Below are 25,323 nucleotides of genomic sequence, written 5' to 3' on the forward strand. Positions count from 1 at the left end.
CAACCGGGAGCTCTGAGCCCGGCGGCCGGCGGCTCCCCCTGCCGGGAAGAAGGCCCCGCACCGACCGGGGTTCCCGGAGGAGCGGGGCGTGGCCGGACGGCCGAGCCCCTTCGGTGCGCAAGGGGCTCAGCCCTTCACGCACACCACCTGCTTGAGCTTCGCGACGACCTGGACCAGATCCTTCTGCTGGTCGATGACCTGCTCGATCGGCTTGTACGCCCCCGGAATCTCGTCCACGACGCCCGAGTCCTTACGGCACTCCACGCCCTGGGTCTGCTCCTCCAGGTCCTTGGTCGAGAAGCGCCGCTTCGCCGCGCTCCGGCTCATCCGGCGGCCCGCGCCGTGCGACGCCGAGTTGAACGACTTCTCGTTCCCGAGGCCCTTCACGATGTACGAACCGGTGCCCATGGACCCCGGAATGATCCCGTGGTCGCCGGACCCCGCCCGGATCGCGCCCTTGCGGGTGACCAGCAGGTCCATGCCGTCGTACCGCTCCTCCGCCAGCGTAGTTGTGGTGGCAGGAGATGACCGGGTCGAAGGTCACCCGCGCCTTCTTGAACTCCTTGCGGACCACGTCCTGGAAGAGCCCCATCATGATCGCCCGGTTGAACTTCGCGTACTCCTGCGCCCAGAAGAGGTCGTTGCGGTACGCGGCCATCTGTGGAGTGTCCGCGACGAACACCGCCAGATCGCGGTCGACGAGCCCCTGGTTGTGCGGAAGCTTCTGCGCCTGGCCGATGTGGAAGTCGGCCAGTTCCTTGCCGATGTTCCGCGAACCGGAATGCAGCATCAACCAGACAGATCCGGTCTCATCGAGACAGAACTCGATAAAATGATTACCCGATCCGAGCGTTCCCATCTGCTTCGTGGCGCGTTCCTGACGGAATTTGACCGCCTCGGCGATTCCTCCGAACCGCCCCCAGAAGTCGTCCCAGCCCGCCGTCGAGAACCCGTGCAGCCGCCCCGGATCCACCGCGTCGTCGTGCATCCCGCGGCCGACCGGAATGGCCTGTTCGATCTTGGAGCGCAGCCGGGACAGGTCGCCGGGGAGGTCGTTCGCGGTGAGGGACGTCTTGACCGCCGACATCCCGCAGCCGATGTCCACGCCCACCGCGGCCGGGCACACCGCTCCGTGCATGGCGATGACCGAGCCGACCGTCGCCCCCTTCCCGTAGTGGACGTCCGGCATGACGGCGAGGCCCTTGATCCACGGCAGCGTGGAGACGTTGCGCAGCTGCTGCATCGCGCCGTCCTCGACCGTCGCGGGGTCCGCCCACATCCGGATGGGAACCTTCGCTCCCGGCACCTCTACGTACGACATAACTCCTCGATTCCCCCGAAAAGACTGAAAGCGCAATACCGGTGCCAAGGTCGGCAAACCTGTCGGCCGACCGGCATGCACGGCTGCGCGTGCGATACACATTGTGTCCATCGGCCGCTGTCGAGCGGCAACACGTTTTCCGTACCGAAGGGAGCCTGGGACGGTGCGACACAAGGCGTACGTACCCGGCGCCGCACTTCTCGCCGCGCTCGTCGTCGTCGGCTGCAGCGCGGATGACGGCGGCGGCGCGAACGGCGCCGACAGCAAGCCGGGAGGCCCGACGGTCTCCCCCGCGCCTCCGGGCAGGTACCTGACCCTGCCCGCACCCTGCCGGGCCGTGCCGATCCCCACGCTGAAGGACCTGCTGCCGGGCGCGGCGGGGCTGCCGGGGGACCAGCAGGAGAAGGTGTTCCGGGGTTCGGCGGCCGTCACGTACGACACCGATCGCAAGGTCGGCTGCAGTTGGAAGGCGGACGCGCCGAACGCCACCCGCAGCCTGGCCATCGACTTCGAGCGCGTCGTCTCGTACGACCCGGCGGTCAGCGACGACGACCGCGCCGACGCGGTGTACGAGAAGAAGCGGAAGGCCGCCGGTCTGTCGTCATCGACGGCCCCCGAGGCGGACGCGGCCACGACCACCGGGGCCCCGGCCGAGCAGGGCAAGGGCAAGGGCGGGGGCAAGGGCGACGGGAAGGCGGCGGACACCGCGCACGCCTCGCCCTCCGCGAGCGCCGACGGGAACACCGGTGGAAGCTCCCCCGGCGGATCCCCTGACGGACCCCCCGGAAGCGGCGGCACCGGCAGCGCCGACCCGCAGGACGTGCTTGCCTCGCGCATCCTCGACAACCTCGGAGATGCCGCATTTCTCCAGGATCTGCCCAAAGAGGAAGGTTCCACCGCGCAGAACCACACGGTGAGCGTGGTGTTCCGCACATCCAACGTGGTCGTGACCGTCCGGTATGCCGAGCAGCCGGCCCTCATCACCCAGCGGCCCGACGGCAGGGAACTCCAGGAGAAGGCCCAGGCACTGGCCCGGAAACTGGCCGGGCAGCTCAGCGACTAGCGCCCTGTCCCCAAGGCTCCCGCCGGGTCGCGTTCCGGTCTCCGGAGCCCCCGGCGGCGGCGCGGGCCGGGCGCCGCCCGTCGTACGGTGGCTGTCCGGAAGACGTACCGACCCGCTACCGAGCCCGCCCGCCCGTACACCGCACGAACCGAGACCTCCAGCACCGAGAGCTCCGTGCCATCCGAGTGAAGGAACCATGCACCGATCTGCCCCGCGCCTGTCCCGCATCCTCGCCTGCGCCGCCGTTCCGGTGATGCTCGTAGCCGTCGGCTGCTCGTCGGACTCCGGCTCCGACAGCAAGAAGAACGCGGGCTCCTCCTCGTCCGGCAGCGCCAGCGCCAAGCCCACCGAGCCCACCGTCGAACCGGCGAAGTTCTCCGATCTGCCCGGTGACCCGTGCGCCGCGATCGGAAAGAAGACGATCGAGGACCTGGTGCCCGACGCCAAGAAGAAGGGCGGCACGGCCGGGAAGTCCAGCGACCTCTCGGTCCGGAGCAGCTGCTCCTGGAACGGCCTGGACGACAAGGGCCTCAAGGGATCGCAGTACCGCTGGCTGGACGTCGGCTTCACCCGGTTCGAATCGGACCAGGCGCTCGGCAGCGGGGCGGAGCGCGCCACCGCCGACTACACGAAGCAGATCACCAAGGCGAAGGCGTCCGAGGGCGCCCAGAAGGTCGCCGCCGAGGCCACGGCGGGCATCGGCGAGGAGGCCACCGTCGTCACCTACGGCCTCAGCAAGACGGACGAGGAGTTCGAGTACGCCACCGTCGTGGCGCGCACGGGCAACGTCGTCGTCACCCTGACGTACAACGGCGCGGGCTACGCGGGTGCGAAGACGCCCACCTCCGCGGACATCGTCGAGGGCGCGCAGCAGGCGGCCAAGGAAGCGATCGCCGCGGTCGAGAAGACCGCCGAGGCCACTCCCCCGGCCAAGGGCGGCAAGGACGCGGACAAGGGCACCGAGGACGGCGCCAAGACCGGCTCCGCGGACGGCAAGAAGGAGACGGCCGGCTCCGGGGACGAGGACTCCCCCAAGGGCAAGGCCAAGGCCACGCCCAAGTCGTGACCTGATGGCCCCGCGGATCGTCAAACCGCAGGTCCAGCACGTGTGTTGGAGAGCCCGGCCCCTTCGGGGGCCGGGCTTTCTCCCCTCCCCGCGCAACGGAACTCGTACACATGTGCCAGGCTGTGCCCTCGCCGGGCGTCTGAGGTTCGGCTGAAAACCAACGCCGGGCACGGAAGCCGGGTTCGGGCAGCAGAGGTCGGGGAGGGGATCGCGCGTGGCCGCGATGCAGCTGACACGCACGCACCGCATTCTCATCGGGGTCGTCATCGCCGGTGCGGTGGTCATCGCCGCGATCGGTTTCGCGGGCTCCTACGCGGCCGTGCGCGAACTCGCGGAGGCCAAGGGCTTCGGGACGTTCTCCCTGGTCTTCCCGATCGGCATCGACGCGGGCATCTGCGTCCTGCTCGCGCTGGACCTCCTGCTCACCTGGATGCGCATCCCGTTCCCGCTGCTGCGCCAGACCGCGTGGCTGCTGACCGCCGCGACGATCGCGTTCAACGGGGCCGCCTCCTGGCCCGACCCCCTGGGCACCGCGATGCACGCGGTGATCCCGGTGCTGTTCGTGGTCTCCGTCGAGGCCGCGCGGCACGCGGTGGGCCGGATCGCGGACATCACCGCCGACAAGCACATGGAGGGTGTCCGCCTCACCCGCTGGCTGCTCTCCCCCGTCCCCACCTTCAAGCTGTGGCGGCGGATGAAGCTGTGGGAGCTGCGCAGTTACGAGCAGGTCATCAAGCTCGAACAGGACCGGCTGATCTACCAGGCCCGGCTCCAGGCCCGGTTCGGCCGCAACTGGCGGCGCAAGGCCCCCGTCGAGTCGATGATGCCGCTCCGCCTCGCCAAGTACGGCGTCCCGCTGGCCGAGACCGCCCCGGCCGGCCTCGCCGCCGCCGGTATCGAACCCGCGCTGCTCCCGCCCGTCGAGGGCTCCCGCCCGAAGGCGGAACTGCCGTACGAGCCGCGGCAGGAGCAGGCGGGCGGACACGAGCACGGCCGGGCGCAGGGGTACGAGGGCGGCCCCGGACACGACGGCGGCCCCGGACACGACGGCCGGCAGCTCCAGCAGCAGTACCCGCACCCTCAGGAGCACGCCCACCCGCAGAACCAGCAGCACCAGCCGCACCCCCAGCACCAGCAGCCCTCGTTGCCCCAGCAGCAGGAACCCACCGTCCCGCCCACGCACGACAGCCCCTGGTTCGCCGCGCAGAAGCTGCCCGACGGCACCGCGCACCACAGTGCGTACGACCCGCGGCAGGGCGAGGGCCTGGAGCACGCCCCGGTCCAGATCCCCTCGGGCCCCGGCCGGACCCGGCCGCTGGGAGACGTGGGCACCATCGGCGCGGTCCCGCACCCCCGCCGCGAGGACGCCCCGGAGCCCCTGGACGGAACCGCCGGGCCGCAGGACGGAACCGCCGAGCACCGCGAGGACGCCCCGGAGCAGGTCGAGGAGCCCGCCGCGCAGGCCCCCGAGGACGTGCCGCAGGTGGAGGAGTGGCCCCAGGAGGACACCGAGTTCGCGGACATGGCCTTCGAGGTCTTCAGCGCGTACACGGACGAGCAGGGCCACCACCCGAGCGCCGAGGCCCTGGAGATCCACCTCGCCGACAGCCGCAACGTCCGCCACCCCCACGCCCGTGAACTGCTCCAGCGCCTGTGGCCGGAGTTCAAGCAGGCGTACGTCCCGGCGCAGTCGAGGGTCGACCAGACCGCCTGACGTGCCCCTTGACGGGCCGACCGCCTGACGTACCCCATGGCGGTGCGACCGCCTGACGTACCCCTTCACGGTCCGACCGCCTGAGGTACGCCACGGCCCGCCGGTCAGGACGGCGCAGCGGCGCAGTCCCGCGTGCGCCACAGCGGCGCTGATCACGGCGGCCGCCGACAGGGCGATCCCGCACCGGGCAGGCCGAGCCCGTCGAGCGGGCCGACGCCGTTCACGAGGGCCGGGGAGAGCACCACGGCCGTGGCGGTTCCGGTCAGGCCGCCGCGCATCACGAGCCGGGAGCGGCCGAGGCCCACGAGGGTGGAGGTACGGCCCCACGGCACGGCGGAGGGCCACCACCCGCGCGTACTCCGGGTGGGGGCCCTCCGGCGCGCGGGAGACCGAGCGCCCGCGTCTGCGCGGCGTTACGCGCCCAGCAGCCTGCGCACCCGGTCCGCCCCCACCGCGAGCAGCAGCGTGGGCAGGCGCGGGCCGGTGTCGCGGCTGACGAGGAGGCGGTAGAGCAGGGCGAAGAAGGACCGCTGCGCGGTCTTCAGCTCGGGCGTCGGCCTGGCGTCCGGTTCCAGTCCGGCCAGCACCTTCGGCACGCCGTAGACGAGCGTGGTGAGGCCGTCCAGGGACCAGTGCGTGTCCAGGCCCTCCAGGAGGAGGCGCAGGGATTCACGGCCCTGGTCGTCGAGGGAGCCGAGCAGCTCGGTGTCGGGCTCGTCCCGGACGATGGTGCGGGCCTCGGCCGGGACCTGGGTGGTGATCCAGCTCTCGGCGCGGTCGAGGCGCGGGCGGGCCTCGTCCAGCGAGGTCAGCGGGTTGTCCGGGTCCAGTTCGCTGAGGATGCGCAGCGTCTGGTCCTCGGCGCCGGCGGTGATGTCGGCGACCGAGGCGAGCGTCCGGTACGGGAGCGGGCGCGGGGTGCTGGGCAGCTCTCCGGCCGCCGTGCGGACGGCGCGGGAGTGGGCGGCGGCGTCGGCGGGCAGGACCGTGCCGTCCGCGACCTTGCGGCCCAGCGAGTCCCACTCGTCGTACAGCCGCTGGATCTCCTGGTCGAAGGCGATCTTGAACGACTGGTTGGGCTTGCGGCGGGCGTAGAGCCAGCGCAGCAGCGGCGCCTCCATGATCTTCAGCGCGTCGGCCGGGGTGGGGACCCCGCCCTTGCTGGAGGACATCTTGGCCATGCCGGAGATGCCGACGAAGGCGTACATGGGCCCGATGGGCTGCACGCCGTCGAAGACCTCGCGGACGATCTGGCCGCCGACGACGAAGGAGGAGCCGGGTGAGGAGTGGTCGACGCCGCTGGGCTCGAAGATCACGCCTTCGTAGGCCCAGCGCATGGGCCAGTCGACCTTCCAGACCAGCTTGCCGCGGTTGAACTCGCTCAGCCGGACCGTTTCGGCGAAGCCGCAGGCCGAGCAGGTGTAGTTCAGCTCGGTGGTGTCGTCGTCGTAGGAGGTGACGACGGTGAGGTCCTTCTCGCAGTTGCCGCAGTAGGGCTTGTACGGGAAGTAGCCGGCGCTGTTGCCGCTGCCGTCGTCCTCGTCGGCCGCGCCGGAGCCCTCGGCGGCCTCCAGCTCGGCCTCGTCGACCTTCTTCTGCTGCTGGGGCTTCTTGCCGCCCGTGCCCTGGCCCGCCGCCGGGTCCTTCTTGGTGCGGTAGCGGTCGAGGACGGCGTCGATGTCGGCGCGGTGCTTCATCGCGTGCAGGATCTGCTCGCGGTAGGCCCCGGCGGTGTACTGCTCCGTCTGGCTGATGCCGTCGTACTCGACGCCCAGCTCGTCCAGGGCCGCCGTCATGGCGGCCTTGAAGTGCTCGGCCCAGTTCGGGTACGCGGAGCCGGCCGGGGCGGGCACCGAGGTCAGCGGCTTGCCGATGTGCTCGGCCCACGACGGGTCGACGCCGGGGACGCCGTTGGGGACCTTGCGGAAGCGGTCGTAGTCGTCCCAGGAGATCAGGTGGCGCACCGTGTGCCCGCGGCGGCGGATCTCGTCGGCGACCAGGTGCGGGGTCATGACCTCGCGGAGGTTGCCGAGGTGGATCGGCCCCGACGGGGACAGACCGGAGGCGACGACGACCGGTTTGCCAGGCGCACGACGCTCCGATTCGGCGATGACATCGTCCGCGAAGCGGGAGACCCAGTCGGTCTCGGTGCTGGTCTGACTCTCGGCCACGGTCGGCACGTCCTTCTCTCGTCTGTCGTTTCCCGATGGGGTACGGGCCATTCTCCCAGTTACCACCCGCAGCGCGAAAACGGCTTTACGGCGGGCGGGGCCCGCGCGGGCCCCGCCCGGGACCGGGCGCGAGCACCGTCTCGGACCGGGGGCCGGCACCGCCTCGAACCGGGGGCGAGCGCCGACCGTAAAACGGCTTTACGCCCCGTGGGATACTGGGGAGATCCCTTGTACCCCTACGGAAACGGCAGCCCGTCCCATGCCTGAGCACGGCTCGGTTCCCTCCCTCGCTTCCTCGCTCCAGCAGCAGCTGGCGGACGCCCTGACGGCAGCACTGCCCGATGCCGGCGCCGCCGACCCGCTGCTGCGCCGAAGCGACCGGGCCGACTTCCAGGCCAACGGCATCCTGGCGCTCGCCAAGAAGCTCAAGGGCAACCCGCGGGAGCTGGCCGCCCGGGTGACCGCGGCGCTCCCGGCGGGTGAGCTGATCAAGGACATCGAGGTCTCCGGCCCCGGCTTCCTCAACATCACGCTCTCCGACAACGCGATCGTCGAGACGCTCGCCGCGCGGGCCGCCGACGCCGGGGGCCGGCTCGGCGTGCCGGTGAACGCCGACGCCGGGACCACGGTCATCGACTACGCCCAGCCGAACGTGGCCAAGGAGATGCACGTCGGCCACCTGCGGTCGGCGGTCATCGGTGACGCGATGGTCAAGATCCTGGAGTTCACCGGCGAGAACGTGGTCCGGCGGCACCACATCGGCGACTGGGGCACCCAGTTCGGCATGCTCATCCAGTATCTGATCGAGCACCCGGGCGCCCTGAAACACGAGGACGGCGCGGCGGACGGCGCGAGCGAGGGCGAAGCGGCGATGTCGACGCTGAACCGGGTCTACAAGGAGTCGCGGGCCCTGTTCGACGCGGACGAGGAGTTCAAGGCCCGGTCCCGCGACCGGGTGGTGGCGCTCCAGGCCGGGGACCCCGAGACGCTGGAGCTGTGGCAGGGCTTCGTCGACGAGTCGAAGATCTACTTCCACTCGGTGTTCGACAAGCTCGACATGGAGATCGACGACGCGGACATCGTCGGTGAGTCCGGCTACAACGACATGCTGGAGGAGACCTGCCGCATCCTGGAGGAGACGGGCGTCGCCGTCCGCTCCGAGGGTGCGCTGTGCGTGTTCTTCGACGACGTGAAGGGCCCCGACGGCAACCGGGTCCCGCTCATCGTGAAGAAGACGAACGGCGGCTACGGCTACGCGGCCACCGACCTCTCCGCGATCCGGAACCGGGTGCAGGACCTCAAGGCCGACACCCTGCTGTACGTGGTGGACGCCCGGCAGTCGCTGCACTTCAAGATGGTCTTCGAGACGGCCCGGCGGGCCGGCTGGCTGAACGAGGACGTCAAGGCCGTGCAGCTGGCCTTCGGCACCGTCCTCGGCAAGGACGGCAAGCCGTTCAAGACCCGTGAGGGCGAGACGGTGCGGCTGGAGGACCTCCTCGACGAGGCGGTCGAGCGGGCCACCGGGGTCGTCCGGGAGAAGGCCGAGAAGGTGGGCCTGTCCGAGGAGGAGATCGTCGAGAACGGCCGGTACGTCGGCATCGGGGCCGTGAAGTACGCGGACCTGTCGACCTCCGCCGTCCGGGACTACAAGTTCGACCTGGACCAGATGGTGGCGCTGAACGGCGACACGTCGGTGTACCTCCAGTACGCGTACGCGCGTATCCGGTCGATCCTGCGCAGGGCCGGGGACGCGGTCCCGGCCGCCCACCCGGAGCTGGAGCTGGCCCCGGCGGAGCGGGCGCTCGGTCTGCACCTGGACCAGTTCGGCGAGGTGCTGGGCGAGGTGGCGGCGGGGTACGAGCCGCACAAGCTGGCCGCGTACCTGTACCAGCTGGCCTCGCACCTGACCACGTTCTACGACCAGTGCCAGGTGCTCAGCCCGGACAACGCCCCGGAGGTCGTCGAGAACCGGCTCTTCCTGGTCGAGCTGACCGCCCGGACCCTGCACCGGGGGATGGCGCTGCTGGGCATCCGGACGCCCGAGCGGCTCTGACCGCGCACCCTGTCGTACGTACGCACGTCGGCCCCGGCACCTGGAAAGGCGCCGGGGCCGACCGCGTACGGCGGGGTCCGTCGCCCCCCCCGGACCTCAGGGTGCGGTGAGTTCCACGACGACGTCGTACACGCCCGGGTTCGGGGTGACCGGCTGCCGGGTCTCCTCGCGGGCCGCCCGGGTCCGGGAACCGAAGTCGGGGTCGGCGGTGGCCGCCTCCCATGCCTCCTGGCTCTCCCAGTGGGAGACGTTGACGAGCTGGAAGCGGGAGTCCGTGGAGCGGGCCCGGTGCATCCGGGAGTCGATGAAGCCGGGCTTGTCCCGCATGAGGCGGGCCCGCTGTTCCCACTTCTCGATGAACGCGTCGAGTCCGTCGGCGGCTATCTCGAAGACGTTGATGAAGGTGACGGACGATTCCGGCCCGGCGGCAGCCGAGCTGCTCTCCAAGACGGCGGGCGTTTCCGGTGTGGCGGCGGCTGAGCCGCTCCCTGTGGTCATGCCGCAACTCCAGGACGTGCAGCGAAAGCGGATCTTCAAGGTGAGATGTTCTCGCTTCGCGGCATGGGGAGATCCACGGATGTGCAAGGGGCGGTTCCGGAACCGCGGTGGTCGAAGCCGGACGACGTCATGCCGTGCCGATCAGGCTGTTGAGGATGCTCTTCTCGGCGAGGTAGAAGACGAGACCGCCCACGGGAGCGAGCATGGCGCACAGCCAGTAGCGGCGCGCCCCTGTGCGTGCCAGGTAGACGGTCAGGAGGGCGGCGAGCAGCGCGCCGACGGTGAGGAAGACGGCCGCCTCTCCCCAGTAGCGAAGCCCCAGCCCCATCCAGAGCCCCTCACCCAGCACCACCATGGCGATAACGGCCCCGGCAACCGCGCGCAGGTCGCCCCGCGCGCGCCGTACGGTCCACCCCGCCCATCCCAGCAGGGGGCCTCCGGCCAGTCCGGCCACCGCCCACACGGCGGCGGTCCCGAGCCCTCCGGTCCCGAAGGTGTCTCCCAGAGCGGACGCCGTGTAGTAGCCGCAGCAGGTGGTGAGCATCATCAACGCCCCGCTCCAGACGGCGATCCTCCGGTCGCGGATCAGTGCACCGGCTGCGGCGGTCCAGATGATCCAGGTGGACGTCGAGTTGGTCGCCCGGTCCACCAGGGGTGTTGTTCCGTGCAGGGCGTACGTCGCCCATCCGAGCAGCAGTCCGAAGACGGCGGCCGCAGTGAGCACGATGCTGGGGGTGGCGCGGCGAAATGCGGTCGGGAAAGCCATGACCCGGAACTATACATGCCATGTATACGCTCGATGCATAGGAGCTGGGGTGGCTGGGCCCGCGGTGGCCGGGGGCAGCGGGCCGGCCGCCTACTGCGGGCGGCCCAGCGCCCACCCCGACACGTCGGAGAGGCGTCCGCGCCACAGGGGCAGGGAGACGGGCGTCATGCCCCCGGTGATCAGCGTGACGTCCCGGAGGTGGATCCAGCGGGGCAGCCGGCTCGCCCCCGTCTCCTCCTCTGCGCGCAGCTCCCGTACGCCCTGGTCGACCGTCTCGGGGAACTCGGCGAGCAGGTTGGCCCCCTCGCCCTCGACCTGGCGCAGGCTCCTGGCCCACTCGGCCTTCCACTGCTCGTGCCCGATGACGTCCCCGTGGAGCAGACCGCCGGGTTGGGTGAGGGTGAGCGGCAGGCTGGAGCGGGGGTCCTCGTCGAGGAGCTGGATGAGCAGCTGGAGCTGAAGGTCGGGCAGGGGTTCGGTGATCACCGCGGCGGACGGTGCCGGAGAGGTCTCGGCGGTAGCGCTCATGGGCCCTTCCCTTCACATGGCGGACGAGGGTCGTCTCCCCCGCCTTCCCTGCGAGCGCCGGACCACGCCCCCGCCCCGCCCCCGCTCTCCCGCAGGTGTCAGAGGAAGCGGCGGATGGGCACGACGGCCGCTTCGCGGGCCCGCTGGAGGAGGTCGCGCCGCTTCCACCGGCCGCGCTCGATCAGCACGCTCTTCTCCCGGTCCTCGTCGAAGTGGCCGTCGAGGGTGGCGGTGAAGTCCCGGTCGAGGACGGCGAGCATGACTTCCTCGTCGTGGTCGAGGGAGCGCCGGTTGAAGTTGGTGGAGCCGATGAGGGCGGCGACCCGGTCGATGGTGAGGGACTTCGTGTGCAGCATCGTCGGCTGGTACTGGTAGATCTTCACGCCGCAGGCGGTCAGCTCCTCGTAGTACCGCTGTCCGGCGAGCTGGCAGACCCGCTTGTCGGTGTGCGGTCCCGGCAGCAGGATCTCGACCTCCACCCCGCGCCGGGCGGTGTCGCAGAGCAGCCCGGTGAAGTAGGCGTCGGGCGCGAAGTAGGCGGTGGTGAGGCGGACGCGTTCCTCGGCGGACTCCAGGACGATCCGGATCAGGGTCTGCATGTCCTGCCAGCCGAAGGAGGCGGAACCCCGCACGACCTGGACGACGGAGTCCCCGTGGTGCTCCTCGGTGATGAACCGGTCGCGTTCGTCGAACAGCTCGTCGTGACACTCGGCCCAGTTCTGCGCGAACGCGGCGGCCAGCCCGTCGACGGCGGGCCCGGTGACCTGCACGTGGGTGTCGCGCCACTCGTTCTCGTTGCGGGCGTCGCCGCACCACTCCTCGGCTATCCCGACACCGCCGGTGAACGCGGTGCGCTCGTCGACGACGAGGACCTTGCGGTGGCAACGGTGGTTCTGCTTGAGCGGCGAGAGGTGGAGGGGCTTGCGGAACCAGGTGACGGTGACCCCGGCCCGGTCCATCAGCTCCAGCTGGTCCTTCTCGATGAGCCGCGACCCGAACCCGTCGAGCATCAGCCGCACCCGGACCCCGGCGCGGGCGCGGTCGGCCAGCGCTTCGGCGAACGTGAGGGCGATGTCACCGCGCCAGTAGACGAACGTCATGAGGTCCACGGTGTGCTGCGCGCCCCGGATCGCCTCCAGCATCGCGCCGAAGATCTGGTCGCCGTTACGGAGCGGGACGAGGGCGTTCCCCTCGGTGGCGGCTATGCCGATCAGCCGTTCCAGCCTGCGTCTGAGCCGGAGGCTCCGCTCCTCGCAGGTGCGATCGTCCAGGGCCGGCCGTTCGGGAGCTTCGGGAACATCGGCAGCTGTGGCGGACATGTTTCACCTGATGGGGTACGGGGATGGGGCTGCCGTACACCGTCGTCGCTCGGCGGGGTACTGCTGCCGGGGCCTCGCAGACTGTACTCCCGAGATTCCGTGCGCGTGTACGACGGCGGTCGGACAGCGGCGGACGGGCCCGGGGGCTTCGGACCCCCGGGCTCCACCCACCAGCATGCCCCCGGAAAGCCGGGTCACCCGGCGGGTTCCCATCCGTAGCCGGGGCCGCCGTACACGTACTCCGGCCGCCCCTTCATCCCGCTGAGCCGGAACGGCTTCCCGTGGTCGTCGATCCGCAGCACGCCCTCCTTGCCGCCGCTGCTCCACTCCAGCTCCAGGTACCAGGTGACGTCGTAGCTCACGGCCTTCACGTCGAGGTTGAAGACCTCCACGTCCTCGGAGGTCACCTTGTACGGGAAGTCCACCGCCGGCACCTCGATGTCCCCCCGGGACCCCGCCACCGGCCGAATGGTGGGGTGCCCGGCGTCGAGGTGGGACGCGAACGTCTGGGGCATGATGCCGCTGCCGCAGCCGTTGCCCATCAGGTACGCCGACCAGGGCAGCGGAGCCTTCCGCGAGATCACCCGCACGTTCATGCCCTTGAGGACGACGGCCTCGCGCGAGGTCCCCTGGACGGTGAGCTGGAGCAGCATGTTCCCGGCGTCCACCCCGCCGTACGTCTCCGCCCAGCCGCGCCGGTCCTGCGGCGCGGGCGGCGGGTCCAGCTTCTCGGGCCCCCGGTTCACCAGGAAGTGCTGGCCGCAGGGTTCGTCCCAGTTGTACGAGGAGATGCTGACGGTCGGCGGAGCCCCGAGGCCCGTGGTGCGGTCACCCCCCTTCCCGCTTCCCCCGCCGCTCTCCGCCTGCCCGCCCCCGGAGCCCGCCGAGGGCTTCCCGGACGGCCGCCCCGAGGCGGACGCGGAGGCACGGGCCGACGGGCCGGCCGGACCCGGGCTCGCGGAGGCGCGCGGCGTGGCCGACGCGGTGCCCTCCGAAGCCCCGGCGAGCCCCCCGCTCCCGTCCTCCACCCGGTCCGCCGCGCTCCCTCCGCCTTCCTTCCCCGAGCCGACGAGATCGGCGGCGACGACACCGGTCGGCACGAGGAGCGCGGCGACCCCGGCGGCGGCGATGAGCACCCGCGTACGCCGGGAGAGCCGGGACCACCGGGAGCGCACGCCCTCCTCCGGCCTGCCGCCCCCACCGACGCCGACGCGCTCGGACGTGATGTCCGGCACCGAGCCCCCGCCGTCGCCCCGGTCACCGCTCTCGTCACGCACATCGCGCACCTCACGCTGGTCGCGCTCGACGCCCTCAGCAGTCGCGCCGTCCTCAACAGCCGCAGGAGCAACGGCGGCAGGGACCGGCGCGGGAGCGGGAGCAGGAGGCTCCGGGGCGGAAGCCGGTACGGGGGCAGGCGGAACGGCCCCGGTCCCCGCACCCATCGCCCCCGCGGGAGGCCGCCGCCGGGCCGCGTCCGCGATGATCCACCGCCGGTGCACCTCCACCAGCTCGTCCGGCGACGCCCCGCACACCCGCGCGAACCGCTCCACGGGGGCGAACTCGTTCGGCACGGCGTCCCCGTTGCAGTACCGGTGAAGGGTGGACGTACTGACGTGCAGCTTCCCCGCGAGCACCCCGTAGCTGCGTCCCGAACGGTCCTTCAGATTCTTCAGCAGAGCCGCGAACTCCACAGCCTCCGGCGTCGCCACGACGGCGTTCCCCTTCCTCGTGCGTCCCGGAACGGCGTTCCAGGGACGCGGAATCCCCGCAGGTCACCGTACGCGTAGACGTTCCGGCATCCCCCATGGTTCGGCAGGCGTTGCGGCCGGAATCCGCCGTCCCACAAGCTCGGACCAGACCACAGCAGCACCGCTGCGGACCGGCCGCCCGACAGGCCGGGCGCAGCGTCTTTCAGCTCAGCTCAACTCAGCTCATTCATCGAGTACACCGAGTACGGGGAGAACCACCGCCATGCGCACCAACCGCTTCCGCACCACCGCCCTCGCCGCCACCGCCCTCGTGGCCGCCCTCTCCCTCACCGCTTGCGGCGGCGACGACCAGGCGATGGGGACCAAGCCGGCCGGCTCCGCGACCGGGACGGCGGCCCCCGCGGCACCGGGCGGCGACGACAAGAAGCAGCCGGAGACGCCGGAGGCCGGGAAGCCCGAGACGCAGACCGTCCCCGCCGGGGGCAAGCACGCGGGCGGCAACGGCAACGGCGACAACCGGAGCAGGAAGCCGGAAGCCGCGCCGGACGCGGAGGCCGCGGCGTCGATCCCGGCCTGCACGCCGAAGAACTCCCGCGTCAAGGTCTCCTCGGTGAGCCGCCCGATCAACCACCTGCTGCTCACGGTGACCAACACCGGCTCCACCAACTGCGCCGCGTACTACGCCCCGTTCCTCCGCTTCGACGGTGCGCAGGCCGTGTACCCGGTCCTGGAGGACAGCAAGCCGCAGGCGGTCGTCACGCTCTCGCCCGGCGAGGAGGCGTACGCGGGCATCGCGCCTCCTCGGGGAGCCCGGCGAGAACGAGCCGGTCCCGAGCGCCGACCTCGGCGTGATCATGGTCGACAGGAACAACCAGTCCAAGGGCGAGACCACGCTGAAGCTCCCGGCGGAGACCGCCACGGACGGCCGGGGCTTCGTCACCTACTGGCAGTCGGACATCGAGAACGCACTCATGTTCTAGAAAGAGCCCGTCACTACGGCACCTCAGGCCAGCGCCTGACCTGCTGCTACTCTGCGCGACCCGTACAGATTTCTTGTACGGGTCGCGCATGCGTGAAGTGGGTCCGGGGGTGGGAGTGGGAACCGTATGCACCCCAGAAAACGACTCCGCAAGAACGCCTCGTCCATGAAGCTCGTGGGCAAGCTCGTGGCCCGGTTTCGCCTCGAAGCGGGCATGACCCAAGCCGAACTCGCTAGCGCCTCCGGGGTCCAGGAGGACACGATCGCCTCCATCGAGCAGGGCAGACGCTCGCTCGTCCCGGACCTGGCGGACACGATGGACGACCTGCTGGGTACCAAGGGCGCCTTGTCGACGGCGGTCGAGAACATGCCGGAAGTCGACCTGATTCCGCTGTGGGCCGAGGACTACATCGACATGGAACAGGACGCCTCGACGCTGTCCTGGTTCGACAACCAGGTCATTCCGGGCCTGCTCCAGACGAAGGCGTACGCGGAGGCGGTGTTCCGCAACAGGATTCCGGTCTACAGCCCGGAGGAGATCGAGACCCACACCGCGACGCGGCTCCAGCGTCAGCAGATCCTCCACCGGACGAAGCCGCCGACCACCAGCATCGTGATCTGGGAACCGGTCCTGATGATGAGGCTCACCTCGGAGGAGGAGCACCGGAAGCAGCTCCGCCACCTGTACGAGATGGCTCAACTGCCGGGCGTCTGCCTTCAGGTGCTCCCGCTGAGCAGCACGGCCCACGCGGGCCTCGCAGGGCCCTTCATTCTTTTGGAGACCCCGGACCACCAGCGCGTCGCCTACACCGAGACCCAGCGCGGCAGCCAACTGATCACCGACCCGAATGAGGTCAGCATCCTCACTCAGAAATATGCGATGCTGCGAGCCCAGGCGCTCACCCCAGAAGAGACCCTGCGCCTGCTGGCCCGTTTACTGGGAGAGAACATGAGCACCGCACTGAACTGGTTCAAGTCGAGCCACAGCAGCGACGAGGGCGGCGCGTGCCTCGAAGTCGCGTACGACTGGCGGAAGTCGAGCTACAGCGGCAGCGATGGCGGCCAGTGCCTCGAAGTCGCTTACGACTGGCAGAAGTCGAGCCACAGCGGCGACGAGGGCGGGGCCTGCGTCGAGATCGCCGCGCACCCCGCCGCCGTCCACATCCGCGATTCCAAGGACATCGAAGGCCCGACGTTCACCGTCGCGCCCTCGGCCTGGACGGCGTTCGCCGCCTACGCGGCCACCGCCTGACCCGCCTGACCCGCCCGCCCCTCCGCCGTACGTCTCACGACGCCCGGACCGTCTCGTAACGGAGCAGCACGACCCCGTTGCCGAAGGTCCGGGTCTCCAACAGCCGGAGCCTCTGCCGCTCCTCCGTGTCCGGGAAGAAGCTGCGGCCCCGGCCGAGGATGAGGGGGTGGACGTAGATCCGGTACTCGTCGATCAGGTCGTGCCGCCGGAACGACTCCAGCAGGCCCGCGCCGCCGACCACCAGGTCCCCCGAGGCGGCCTCGCACAGCGCCCGCACCTGCTCGGGGTCGACCTCGTGCAGCAGGGTCGCGTTCGGCCCCACGCTCTCCAGCGTGCGCGAGAACACGAGCTTCGGCATCTCCCGCCAGATCCCCGCGAACTCGGCCATCGGCCCCTCGTTCTCCGGGTCCTGATCGGCGGTCGGCCAGAACTCCTCCATCAGCTCATAGGTGACGCGCCCCTCGACGAAGGCGCCCATCGTGCGGAGGTGGTCGTTGAAGTGCTGGTGCAGCTCCTCGTCCACGGTGTGCCAGTCGATGTCCTGGTCGGGCCCTTCGAAGTATCCGTCGAGGGAGAGCGAGATGGACGTGACGATCCTGTTCACAGCGGCTCCTGCCGGATCGGCCCGGTCGCCAGGGGCGGTCCGGGCGGCACGCAACGGCTTTCGACCCTATGCCCGAGCACTGACAGACCGGGCGAGCCGCGCACGACGGGCGATGGGAAGCGGGCCACGGACGAGACGACGGGCCCTGACGATACGTCGCCCGCGATCCGTTCCCCCGGAAGTGAAGGCTCTCGCCCAAGGCGTATGCGCACGGGAAACGCGAAGTCCCCGGCCGCACGGCCGGGGACTTCGGTGGACTCGCGGTCCGCGTCGCCGCTCAGCCCGGCCGGGCGGCGAGCCCGGTCGCCGTCACCAGCTGGTGTTGTCGTTCGCCAGGTGCCAGAGGCGGTCGGCGCTCGGGTAGGAGGTGTCCAGGTGGAGGGTGTTCCAGCTGCCGTCGTTGTAACGGTTGAGGGTCAGGGCGAGGTCGGTGTCCACCTTGGGCTGCCAGATCCACCAGCGGGAGTTGTTGTCGCCCTCCGGACGCAGGACCCAGCGCTGGAGGTCGGACCCGTCGCAGGTGCGTACGACGACCGTGGTGCCGCGCGTGGGCTTCGCGTCGGCCGGCTGGAGGCACTTGTCGGCGGCCTTGTTCTTGAAGGTCAGCGTGTAGCGGCCGCTCTCCCACTGGCCGCCGACCTCGTCCCAGACCTCGGTCCTGTGCTTCCACGCCGGGTCGCGCAGGGAGACCGCGACGGCGTTCTCGGCCGTGGCGTCGGCGTACAGCGCGAGGCGGCTTCCGTCGGTCCGGTTGATCAGGTCCTGGCCGGCGCGATCGGCCGCCGAGGCGCTTCCCGCGCCGAACGGGGCGAGAAGGGCGACCGCGGTTGCGGCCGCGGTGAGGGCGCGGCGGGGGCGGAACGTGGGCATCGTTCTCCTTCGATGGCGGTTCTGCGGACACGTCTGACGGCACCGGCCGGAGACGGCCACGGACGAACCGTGGTCGTACCGGCCGACGCCACGCCGCCCAGCCTGAAGGCCGCGACCGGGACCTGTGAGAGGCCGAGAAGCGCCGGACCAGCCGTACAGCCGCTCTCCCGTCGCTCCGCCTCCGCTCCGGGACACAGGTCAGCACTGCGGGGAATCGTTTCGGCCCACAGCCACCGGCCCCCCGTACCGGGAGAGGAAGGGACCCGGCCGGGTCCGCACGGACGTGTGACCGCCCCGCCGGCCCGTGTCACCTCTGAGGGCGAACGGAGACCGAGCCGGTGCACGGAAACAGGTTCTCGCCCGGCCAGGCCAGGCCAGGCCAGGCCAGGCCAGGCCAGGCAGCATGATCACTCGCGTCGTGCGGGACACCCACCGCCTGAGGGAGGTCACGGACTCCGAGCGGTTCGGCCACCGCTGGATGGAGTTGGCGCGGGCCCACGGCGGCACGCTCCACGGCTGCTTCCTCCCGGCGGAGGGCGCGAGCGACGAGGCCCCGGCGCTGTTCGGCTTCCTCGGCCCGGCGGCGTACGAGGAGTACGCCGCACCGGTCACGGCCGTCCGGCGCCTGGTCTCTCCCCACGGTTCCGCTCCCCCCGCCGGGCCCACTCCTCCCTCCAGTCCCGCTCCTCCGGCTCGTCCGGCCGTACGGTCTCCGCCAGCGACGCCAGGATCGGTTCGGCGGCGGCCCAGAGCAGCGCGCCCCCGACGCCCGGCACGATCGTGCGCCGTGCACCGGGGATACGGGAGACGAGCCGGCGGCCGAGGTCGGGCGAGTGGGAGGCGTCCTCCTCGCCGTACCAGACCTCGACCGGGACGGTGATCGCGCCGAGGTCGATGGGCCAGCGCCCCATGGCGAGCGCGGTGTCGCGGGCGTACCCGGCGGCGGCGCCCTGCGCGAACCCCTCGTCGAGGGCGCGGCCGTAGGCTGCGGCGAAGCCGGGGTCCTCGTACACCATGAGGTCGCTCGCCGGGCTCCCGGCCAGGACCATCCGCCGCAGCGCGTCCCCGTCGAACCCGGCGAACACCTTCTCCGCGCCGACCGGGTCCTCCGCCACCCGCCCGACCAGGCCCCGCAGGTCGTCGGGGAGCGCGGCGGCGAACTCGGGGGCCGCGACCTCGTCGGCGGGCGAGACGAGCGCGAGCGCGGAGACGACGCCCGCCGCCGCGCAGGCGAGGGCGAAGGGCGCGCCCTGGGAGTTCCCGAGCATGGCGGGGAGCGGCCCCAGTCCGCGCAGCTCGGTCAACTCCCTCATGTCGGCGACGAAGTCGGTGTAGGTCCGGTCCGGCGCGGGCGTGGAGACCCCGAGGCCGGGACGGTCCACCGAGACCAGCCGGACACCCTCCGTCTCGGCCGCCCCCGCCCCGATGCCGAGCCACCGGCTGGTCCCGGCGCCGGGGGAGAGCAGCACGGGCAGCCCGTCCTCCGGCCCCCACTCGGCCCAGCCGAGCACCCTCCCGTCGGAGAGGCGGGTGGTTCCGAGACGGGAGGGATCATCGACGAACAAACTCATGCCCGACATCATTAACGAGCCACCCCCTCCCTGCACCGGCTTTAGGACCTCGGGCACGTCGCCCTGTCAGGAGGTCTGCCGGGTGACGCCGCTCGCGGGTACGTCGACGACGCGGGCGAGGGCGTCGAGGACGGGCCCGGCGAGGTGCTCGGGCAGGTGGAGCGGGGCCCAATCGGCGGCCAGGTCAAGGAAATCGACGAGATCGCGCTCGACCCCGTCCAGCAGCCGACGTGACTCGGGGACGGACGACTCGATCACCGGGCCGTCGCTCCGCTCGACGTCCACGACCCATCGGACGGAGTCCCCGGACCGTTCCACGACCGGGTCGGGGGCGTGTCCGAAAAAGGCCCATCCGGTGCCGTCGAGAACGGCGTACGCGTCCCGCCAGTCCTCCAGCCCTCCGCAGCAGCCGGGCACCAGCGTGGTACCGGTCGAACGGTCCACGACCCGCAGGCCCCCGGAGGCGAAGAGGTTCTCGAACGTCAACAGGCCGTGCAGGAAGGAGTCGAGGGGGTCGGCGGGACGCGGCGGGCGGTCGTCCCCCGAGGCGGGATCGGGGTCGATGTCGTTGCAGCCGGCGATGAGCATCAGCGCCGTCCCGACCTCGGCGGACGTGAGCGTCCCGCTCAGCGCCAGGAACCCCGGCGGCGTGCACGCGGCGACGGGCCAGAGGGAGAAGTCACCGGGGGTGCCGAGTTCCAGGACGGGCTGCATCACGATCATGCGCCGAGTGTTCCGGGTTCCCGACGGCCCCGCACGGGCTTTACGGCGTCCACCGCGCAGGGGCCTCACGCCGTCCACCGTGCACGACGTGTGTGCCGTCCACCGCGCACGGGCTCCGTGCCGTCCGCCGTGCGTGACGTGTGTGCCGTCCACCGCGCACGGGCTTCCCGGCGGCCGCCGCCTCCCGCACCGGCTCCAGGGACCGCCGCCCCGGAGGCTGTCGGTGCCGCCGCCTAGGCTCCCCACCATGGCGACGCTCCCGAACCCCCTGCCCGACCCGGCCGCCTCCGGCCTGGACCTCCCGCCCGGCTCCCTGGTGGACGCCACGCTGGACGGCCCCTGGCCCGAACCGCTGCTCTGGTACGCGGACGGCCCGGCCGAACTGCGCGACTGGGCGCGGCTGCGGGACGCCGGGCGGCGCGTCGGGCTGCTGCCGGTGCTGGTCACGTGCGGCCGGCGCGACCAGTGGCCCGAGGAGTGGGACCTCTCCCCGGACAGCGCCTCGTACCCCGGCGACCACGACGCGGAAGAGGTCCTGGCGGGCTACCGGACCGGCTCCGTGGCGGACGAGCCCGACGACGGCCCGGACGCCCACGAGCACGGCGAGGACCGCTCCGGCGCCGACGCGGGTGCCGGCCTCCGGCCGGGCCTCGCGCCCGTCCCCGTGCGGGAGGCCGCCGAGGACGCGGACACGACGGCCGAGGGCCTCGCGGGCGTCGTCGCCGCCGACGCGGACCTATGGCTCGGCGAGACCCGGATGGCCCTCGTCCCGGCCCGCCGCAGCGCCGACATACCCGCGGCGATCGGCTGGTCGGGGGCGGTGAACCACGAGAACGACGTGGCCCGGCTCTGTGCGGTGCTCCGCTCCTGGGAGGACCGGTACGACGCGCGGGTCGTGGTGCTCGGCTTCGACACGATGATCGTCTCCGTGGGCCGCCCGCCCGGGACGATCGAGGAGGCCCGCGCACTGGCCGCCGAGCACTACGCGTTCTGCCCCGACACCATCGACCAGGCCCCGCCGCACGACATCGACCTGTACGCGGAGAAGGCCGTGCTCAACCAGGAAGCGTGGTCGTTCTGGTGGGACTGAGCACGCCGGGACGGCGTGCGGCAGGACAGCCGACACCACCCAGCGGACAGCGCACAACAGTCAGCGGACAGCGCCTCCGGGCACGACGGAACGTGGCACGACGGAACGTGGCACGACGGGACAGGACACGATGAGTACGGGCAACAGCAGTGCGAGCGGGCAGCGGTCGGACCTCAGCAGGATCAAGACATGGTGGCGCACCCTGGGCGGCGACCGTTTCGCCGTTCTCCCGCCGCCGACGCGCAGCCGCTACACGCAGTCGGACGGCCACGAGGACGCGGCGGAGATGTTCGCGGTCCGGGGCATCCCCACCGACACCTCCTTCGCGTACTGGCACTGGCAGTCCCAGGACGCCTTCGACCGCACCGGCGAACTGACCGGCGAGCTGTACCTGCACTGGGGCGGCGACCACGCCACGGTCACCGCCGGCCTGGGCGAGGGCCCCGACGGCTACCGGATCGTCAACGGCGGCCCGCAGGGCGCGTTCCGGCTGGACAAGGTCACGGCGGTGGACGCCGACGGGCTGCCCGACCCGCGGGACGAGGCAGGGATACGCCAGTTCCTCGCCCGGATCGACGCACCCCGCCCCCGCGCCGTCCCGCCGGTCGAGCTGACCGCCGCCGAGGAGCGCTGGCTGCACGACCGGCTGGCCGGGCCCGTGGAATTGGCCGGTGCGGAGGGCTTCGTCACGGCGCTGGAAGACCGGGCGGCCCTGACGGAGGAGGAAACGACCCGGCTCCTGGCCCTCTGGCAGCAGGAGTACGCCGGGAGCCCCAGCTCCTGGCGCGGCTGGCGGCCCCTGCTGTCCGCCCTGCTGCGCCACGGTCACCCGGCGGCCCGGGAAACGGCCGACCTCATCGGTCCCGCGTCCTCGGACCATCTCGCAGATCACCCCTGCGAGCGGTCGGAGCACGCCCTGCGGGCCCGGGCCCGGGCCGGTCACCTGGCCGCGATCCCCGGGTGGTTCCGGGTGCACCGGGCGCTGCACCAGCCGGACCCGGTCCTCACCGCCCGCGACCTCTGCGGGGAACTGACCGCCCGCGACACCCCGGAGGGCTCCACAGCCCGCCTGTTCACCGTGCTCCTGGGCGCGATCACCGACGATCGGCGCGCCTGTACGCCGACCGGAGGCGGGGAACATTCCGACCGCGCCGCCGCCGACGCACTCCAGCGGCTCGCCACGGTCCGGTTCGCCACGGACGACCGTCTGCCGCACGCGCTGCGGGTGGCCGCCGCGCAGGCGGCGCACGACCGGGTCGCCCATGTCCGGGAGGACGCCGCCCGGCTGGGCCCCGCCTACACGGACCTCACCGGGGCCACCGCCGCCGACGCCCTCGCCGCCGCCGACCGGTACGAGGCCGCCCGCGACGACCTGCTCTCCGGCACCGGACCCGACCTGACCGGCTACGAGGGCGCCCTCGGCGACCTCTACCACCGCTACCGCACCCTCTCGCCCGGCGACGTCCGGTGGCTGCGCGCCCGGGTGGCCGACCCGTCCACCGGCGTCCAGGGCATCGCCTTCTGCCTGGAGCTGCTGTACGCCCACGGCGAGGCCACCGGGGACGACCTCGAAGTGCTGCTGCCGCGCTGGAAGAAGGAGCTGACCAAGCAGTACCGCACGACGTACACCGAGTGGCGCCACCCGCTCGTCACCCTCACCTGCCTCGCCCTCGACCTGGACCACCCGGTCGCCGCCGATCTCCTGGCCTGGTGGGCGAAGCCCAAGCCGCTGTGGAAGAACCCGGTCCGGCTGCTGACCCACCTCGGCGCGCCGGACGAGGCGAAGGCCGCCGAACTGTGGGAGTTCATCGTCGCGGGCGAGCACGACACCGGGCACCTGATGACCTGGGTGCTGCTCCGCGCCCGCCTCGACTCCACGCACCCGCTCCTCGTCGCGGAGCGGCTGATCGGTACGCCGGGAGTCCGCGACTACGTCCTGCACCGCGTCCTGATCGGGGTGGCCGACCCCGCCCAGCCGCTCTGGCACTACGCGATCGACCCGCGCAGCCACAGCTGGTGGCGGCGCGCCCAGGAGGTGGCGGACGACCCCCGGCTCTCCGACGCGGCCCGCGCCATCGGCCTGAAGGCGGCCCGTGACCACTACGTCCTGCGCTACCCGGACCAGGTCCGCCCGGAGCTCACGGAAGGGGAATCGGCGGAGGCCCGCGCCTGGGCGGAGGCACGCGCCGGCCGGACCGCCGCGGACTGAGTCCCCGTACTCATGCGGGAGGCCGCCGCCGGAGGTTGACTCGTCCACATGAGCGAGAACAACCACGACGGCGGCCCCACCCCGGTGCCCGGCCCCACCCCGGCGACAGCCCCCGACGAGACGCCCGACCGCCGCGCGTGGGTCGCCCCGCTGATCTCCACCGTGGTGACCCTGCCGATGGGGCTCGTCGCCCTGTTCATCGGCGGGCTGTCGCCCATGGCCTGCGACTCCTGCAACGGCGCGGCGGCCGACCGCTTCGACGACAGCTTCGCCGTCGCGTGGACCGTCCTGTGCGTCGGCCTCCTCATCGCCCTGGCCGTGCTGATCGCCGCGTGGGCCGTCCCGCACCGGGTCCGTCACGCCGCCCGGCGCGTGGGCCTGGCCCTCGCCGCGCCCGCCACCGTCGTGGTCACGTTCGTAGCGTTCATGGCACTGGTCGACTGGCCCTGACAGAAGGGGTCCATCCCCCCATGACCGGCACGACCCCCACGACCACGGGGGCCTCGGCAGCCGACCACGCAGCCGAACGCCCGACTCCTCGGCGGCCGACGAAGCAGCCGAACGCCTGACAACGGGACACCACCGCCCGCGCCGACGAGGACCCGCTCGTCCGGGACGGCGTCCACTTCTCCGTCGAGGAGGCCCACCGGCCCCGGGGGGGGGACCGGAGCGGGCGGGCCGGGATCATGCGGGAGGGATCAGCCCCGGCCGGGCGTACGTCCTCCGCCGAGCCACTGGGCCACCTCGGTCGCCCAGTAGGTGAGGATCATCTGCGCCCCGGCCCGCCGGATGCCGGTCAGGCTCTCCAGGATCGCCTTGTCCCGGTCGATCCAGCCCTTCTCGGCGGCGGCCTCGATCATCGCGTACTCACCGCTGATCTGGTACGCCGCGACCGGCACGTCCACCGAGTCGGCGACCCCGGCGAGGATGTCCAGGTACGGTCCGGCGGGCTTCACCATGACCATGTCCGCGCCCTCCGCCAGGTCGAGCGCCAGCTCCCGCAGCGACTCGCGGGCGTTGGCCGGGTCCTGCTGGTAGGTCTTGCGGTCGCCGGTCAGCGAGGAGCCGACCGCCTCGCGGAAGGGGCCGTAGAAGGCCGAGCTGTACTTCGCGGTGTAGGCGAGGATCGACACGTCCTCGTGCCCGGTCTGGTCCAGGGCGTCCCGGACCACACCCACCTGGCCGTCCATCATCCCGCTGGGACCCACCACATGGGCTCCGGCGTCCGCCTGGACCTGGGCCATCTCCGCGTACCGCTCCAGCGTCGCGTCGTTGTCCACCCGGCCGTCCGCCGTCAGGACCCCGCAGTGGCCGTGGTCGGTGTACTCGTCCAGGCACAGGTCCGACATCACGACCAGGTCGTCCCCGACCTCCTCGCGGACCGCGCGCAGGGCGACCTGGAGGATGCCGTCCGGGTCGGTGCCCGCCGTCCCCCGCGCGTCCTTGTTCGCGTCGTCCGGCACCCCGAAGAGCATGATCCCCGAGACCCCGGCCGCGACCGCCTCGACGGCCGCCTTCCGCAGGGTGTCCAGGGTGTGCTGGTGCACGCCGGGCATGGCCGAGATGGCGACCGGGGCGTCGATGCCCTCACGGACGAACGCGGGGAGGATCAGGTTCGCCGGGTCGAGCCGTGTCTCGGCGACCATCCGCCGCATCGCCGGGGTCGTCCGCAGCCGCCGGGGGCGGGAGCCGGGGAAGTTTCCGTACGCAGTCATCCTTCGACCATAGACCCGTGCGGGACACGGTCTTACCGACACCGGTACCGGCAAACCCGCCCGCCGCGGAAGGCCCCACCGGCAGGACGACGGGGACAGGAC

At 71.9% G+C, this 25,323-nt stretch carries 20 protein-coding genes and 3 pseudogenes; 10 read left to right on the forward strand and 13 right to left on the reverse strand.

Going from position 1 to position 25,323, the window contains the following annotated elements; all coding sequences use genetic code 11:
* Positions 1-126: 126 nt before the first annotated feature.
* Positions 127-1,321, reverse strand: a pseudogene (locus QFZ71_RS12115) (RtcB family protein).
* A 163-nt stretch (positions 1,322-1,484) separates the two neighbouring features.
* Here QFZ71_RS12115 and QFZ71_RS12120 point away from each other — a divergent pair.
* The 3 genes from QFZ71_RS12120 to QFZ71_RS12130 all read left to right on the forward strand — a co-directional run bounded on the left by QFZ71_RS12120 (position 1,485) and on the right by QFZ71_RS12130 (position 5,164).
* Complete coding sequence (locus QFZ71_RS12120) at positions 1,485-2,384, forward strand: DUF3558 domain-containing protein (protein ID WP_307668249.1); 900 nt, start codon at positions 1,485-1,487, stop codon at positions 2,382-2,384.
* A gap of 196 nt (positions 2,385-2,580) precedes the next feature.
* A complete protein-coding gene (locus QFZ71_RS12125; RefSeq protein ID WP_307668250.1) occupies positions 2,581-3,450 on the forward strand; it encodes a DUF3558 domain-containing protein in 870 nt (289 codons plus the stop codon).
* Between the two features lie 214 nt (positions 3,451-3,664).
* On the forward strand, positions 3,665-5,164 hold the full coding sequence (locus QFZ71_RS12130) for a DUF2637 domain-containing protein (protein ID WP_307668251.1): 1,500 nt from the start codon (positions 3,665-3,667) through the stop codon (positions 5,162-5,164).
* Between the two features lie 152 nt (positions 5,165-5,316).
* On the opposite strand, the gene QFZ71_RS12135 is transcribed toward QFZ71_RS12130, so the two are convergent.
* Both QFZ71_RS12135 and lysS read right to left on the reverse strand, forming a co-directional pair.
* Positions 5,317-5,496 (reverse strand): hypothetical protein, encoded by a 180-nt coding sequence (locus QFZ71_RS12135; RefSeq protein WP_307668252.1) that lies wholly within the window; start codon positions 5,494-5,496, stop codon positions 5,317-5,319.
* Between the two features lie 81 nt (positions 5,497-5,577).
* On the reverse strand, positions 5,578-7,344 hold the full coding sequence (gene lysS / locus QFZ71_RS12140) for a lysine--tRNA ligase (RefSeq protein WP_307668253.1): 1,767 nt from the start codon (positions 7,342-7,344) through the stop codon (positions 5,578-5,580).
* A gap of 250 nt (positions 7,345-7,594) precedes the next feature.
* Here lysS and argS point away from each other — a divergent pair, with 250 nt between their 5' ends.
* The gene (gene argS / locus QFZ71_RS12145; RefSeq protein ID WP_307668254.1) at positions 7,595-9,388 is read left to right on the forward strand and encodes an arginine--tRNA ligase; all 1,794 of its coding nucleotides are present in this window, start codon (positions 7,595-7,597) and stop codon (positions 9,386-9,388) included.
* A 96-nt stretch (positions 9,389-9,484) separates the two neighbouring features.
* Here the strand turns inward: argS and QFZ71_RS12150 are convergent, their stop codons facing one another.
* The 5 genes from QFZ71_RS12150 to QFZ71_RS12170 form a co-directional block, all read right to left on the reverse strand.
* Positions 9,485-9,886 (reverse strand): antibiotic biosynthesis monooxygenase, encoded by a 402-nt coding sequence (locus QFZ71_RS12150; protein ID WP_307668255.1) that lies wholly within the window; start codon positions 9,884-9,886, stop codon positions 9,485-9,487.
* Between the two features lie 127 nt (positions 9,887-10,013).
* Complete coding sequence (locus QFZ71_RS12155; RefSeq protein WP_307668256.1) at positions 10,014-10,652, reverse strand: DUF6518 family protein; 639 nt, start codon at positions 10,650-10,652, stop codon at positions 10,014-10,016.
* Positions 10,653-10,742: 90 nt separating this feature from the next.
* On the reverse strand, positions 10,743-11,180 hold the full coding sequence (locus QFZ71_RS12160) for a hypothetical protein (RefSeq protein WP_307668257.1): 438 nt from the start codon (positions 11,178-11,180) through the stop codon (positions 10,743-10,745).
* 98 nt (positions 11,181-11,278) lie between these two features.
* The gene (locus QFZ71_RS12165) at positions 11,279-12,499 is read right to left on the reverse strand and encodes a phosphatidylserine/phosphatidylglycerophosphate/cardiolipin synthase family protein (protein ID WP_307668258.1); all 1,221 of its coding nucleotides are present in this window, start codon (positions 12,497-12,499) and stop codon (positions 11,279-11,281) included.
* A gap of 194 nt (positions 12,500-12,693) precedes the next feature.
* On the reverse strand, positions 12,694-14,208 hold the full coding sequence (locus tag QFZ71_RS12170; protein ID WP_307668259.1) for a helix-turn-helix transcriptional regulator: 1,515 nt from the start codon (positions 14,206-14,208) through the stop codon (positions 12,694-12,696).
* A gap of 262 nt (positions 14,209-14,470) precedes the next feature.
* Here QFZ71_RS12170 and QFZ71_RS12175 point away from each other — a divergent pair.
* From QFZ71_RS12175 to QFZ71_RS12185, 3 genes and pseudogenes are all read left to right on the forward strand, one after another.
* A pseudogene (locus QFZ71_RS12175) lies at positions 14,471-15,188 on the forward strand (DUF4232 domain-containing protein).
* A gap of 165 nt (positions 15,189-15,353) precedes the next feature.
* Positions 15,354-16,133: pseudogene (locus QFZ71_RS12180) on the forward strand (helix-turn-helix domain-containing protein); the annotation flags it as partial.
* 3 nt (positions 16,134-16,136) lie between these two features.
* A complete protein-coding gene (locus tag QFZ71_RS12185; protein ID WP_307671431.1) occupies positions 16,137-16,439 on the forward strand; it encodes a DUF397 domain-containing protein in 303 nt (100 codons plus the stop codon).
* 34 nt (positions 16,440-16,473) lie between these two features.
* Here the strand turns inward: QFZ71_RS12185 and QFZ71_RS12190 are convergent, their stop codons facing one another.
* The 4 genes from QFZ71_RS12190 to QFZ71_RS12205 all read right to left on the reverse strand — a co-directional run bounded on the left by QFZ71_RS12190 (position 16,474) and on the right by QFZ71_RS12205 (position 20,207).
* Complete coding sequence (locus QFZ71_RS12190; RefSeq protein ID WP_307668260.1) at positions 16,474-17,043, reverse strand: dihydrofolate reductase family protein; 570 nt, start codon at positions 17,041-17,043, stop codon at positions 16,474-16,476.
* Positions 17,044-17,352: 309 nt separating this feature from the next.
* Positions 17,353-17,913 carry an RICIN domain-containing protein gene (locus QFZ71_RS12195; protein WP_307668261.1) on the reverse strand — a complete coding sequence of 187 codons (561 nt, stop codon included), beginning with the start codon at positions 17,911-17,913 and terminating at the stop codon, positions 17,353-17,355.
* 608 nt (positions 17,914-18,521) lie between these two features.
* A complete protein-coding gene (locus QFZ71_RS12200; protein WP_307668262.1) occupies positions 18,522-19,484 on the reverse strand; it encodes an alpha/beta fold hydrolase in 963 nt (320 codons plus the stop codon).
* A 66-nt stretch (positions 19,485-19,550) separates the two neighbouring features.
* A complete protein-coding gene (locus QFZ71_RS12205; RefSeq protein ID WP_307668263.1) occupies positions 19,551-20,207 on the reverse strand; it encodes a hypothetical protein in 657 nt (218 codons plus the stop codon).
* Positions 20,208-20,454: 247 nt separating this feature from the next.
* Here QFZ71_RS12205 and QFZ71_RS12210 point away from each other — a divergent pair, with 247 nt between their 5' ends.
* From QFZ71_RS12210 to QFZ71_RS12220, 3 genes are all read left to right on the forward strand, one after another.
* Complete coding sequence (locus tag QFZ71_RS12210; protein ID WP_307668264.1) at positions 20,455-21,297, forward strand: DUF4253 domain-containing protein; 843 nt, start codon at positions 20,455-20,457, stop codon at positions 21,295-21,297.
* A 130-nt stretch (positions 21,298-21,427) separates the two neighbouring features.
* Positions 21,428-23,506: a hypothetical protein gene (locus tag QFZ71_RS12215; protein WP_307668265.1), complete on the forward strand. Its 2,079-nt coding sequence runs from the start codon at positions 21,428-21,430 to the stop codon at positions 23,504-23,506.
* Between the two features lie 48 nt (positions 23,507-23,554).
* Positions 23,555-23,956 (forward strand): hypothetical protein, encoded by a 402-nt coding sequence (locus QFZ71_RS12220; protein ID WP_307668266.1) that lies wholly within the window; start codon positions 23,555-23,557, stop codon positions 23,954-23,956.
* Between the two features lie 248 nt (positions 23,957-24,204).
* Here the strand turns inward: QFZ71_RS12220 and hemB are convergent, their stop codons facing one another.
* Entirely contained in the window at positions 24,205-25,221 is a 1,017-nt protein-coding gene (gene hemB, locus QFZ71_RS12225) for a porphobilinogen synthase (protein ID WP_307668267.1), read from the reverse strand.
* Positions 25,222-25,323: the final 102 nt, after the last annotated feature.

The sequence above is a fragment of the Streptomyces sp. V2I9 genome, from assembly GCF_030817475.1.
Taxonomy (GTDB): domain Bacteria; phylum Actinomycetota; class Actinomycetes; order Streptomycetales; family Streptomycetaceae; genus Streptomyces.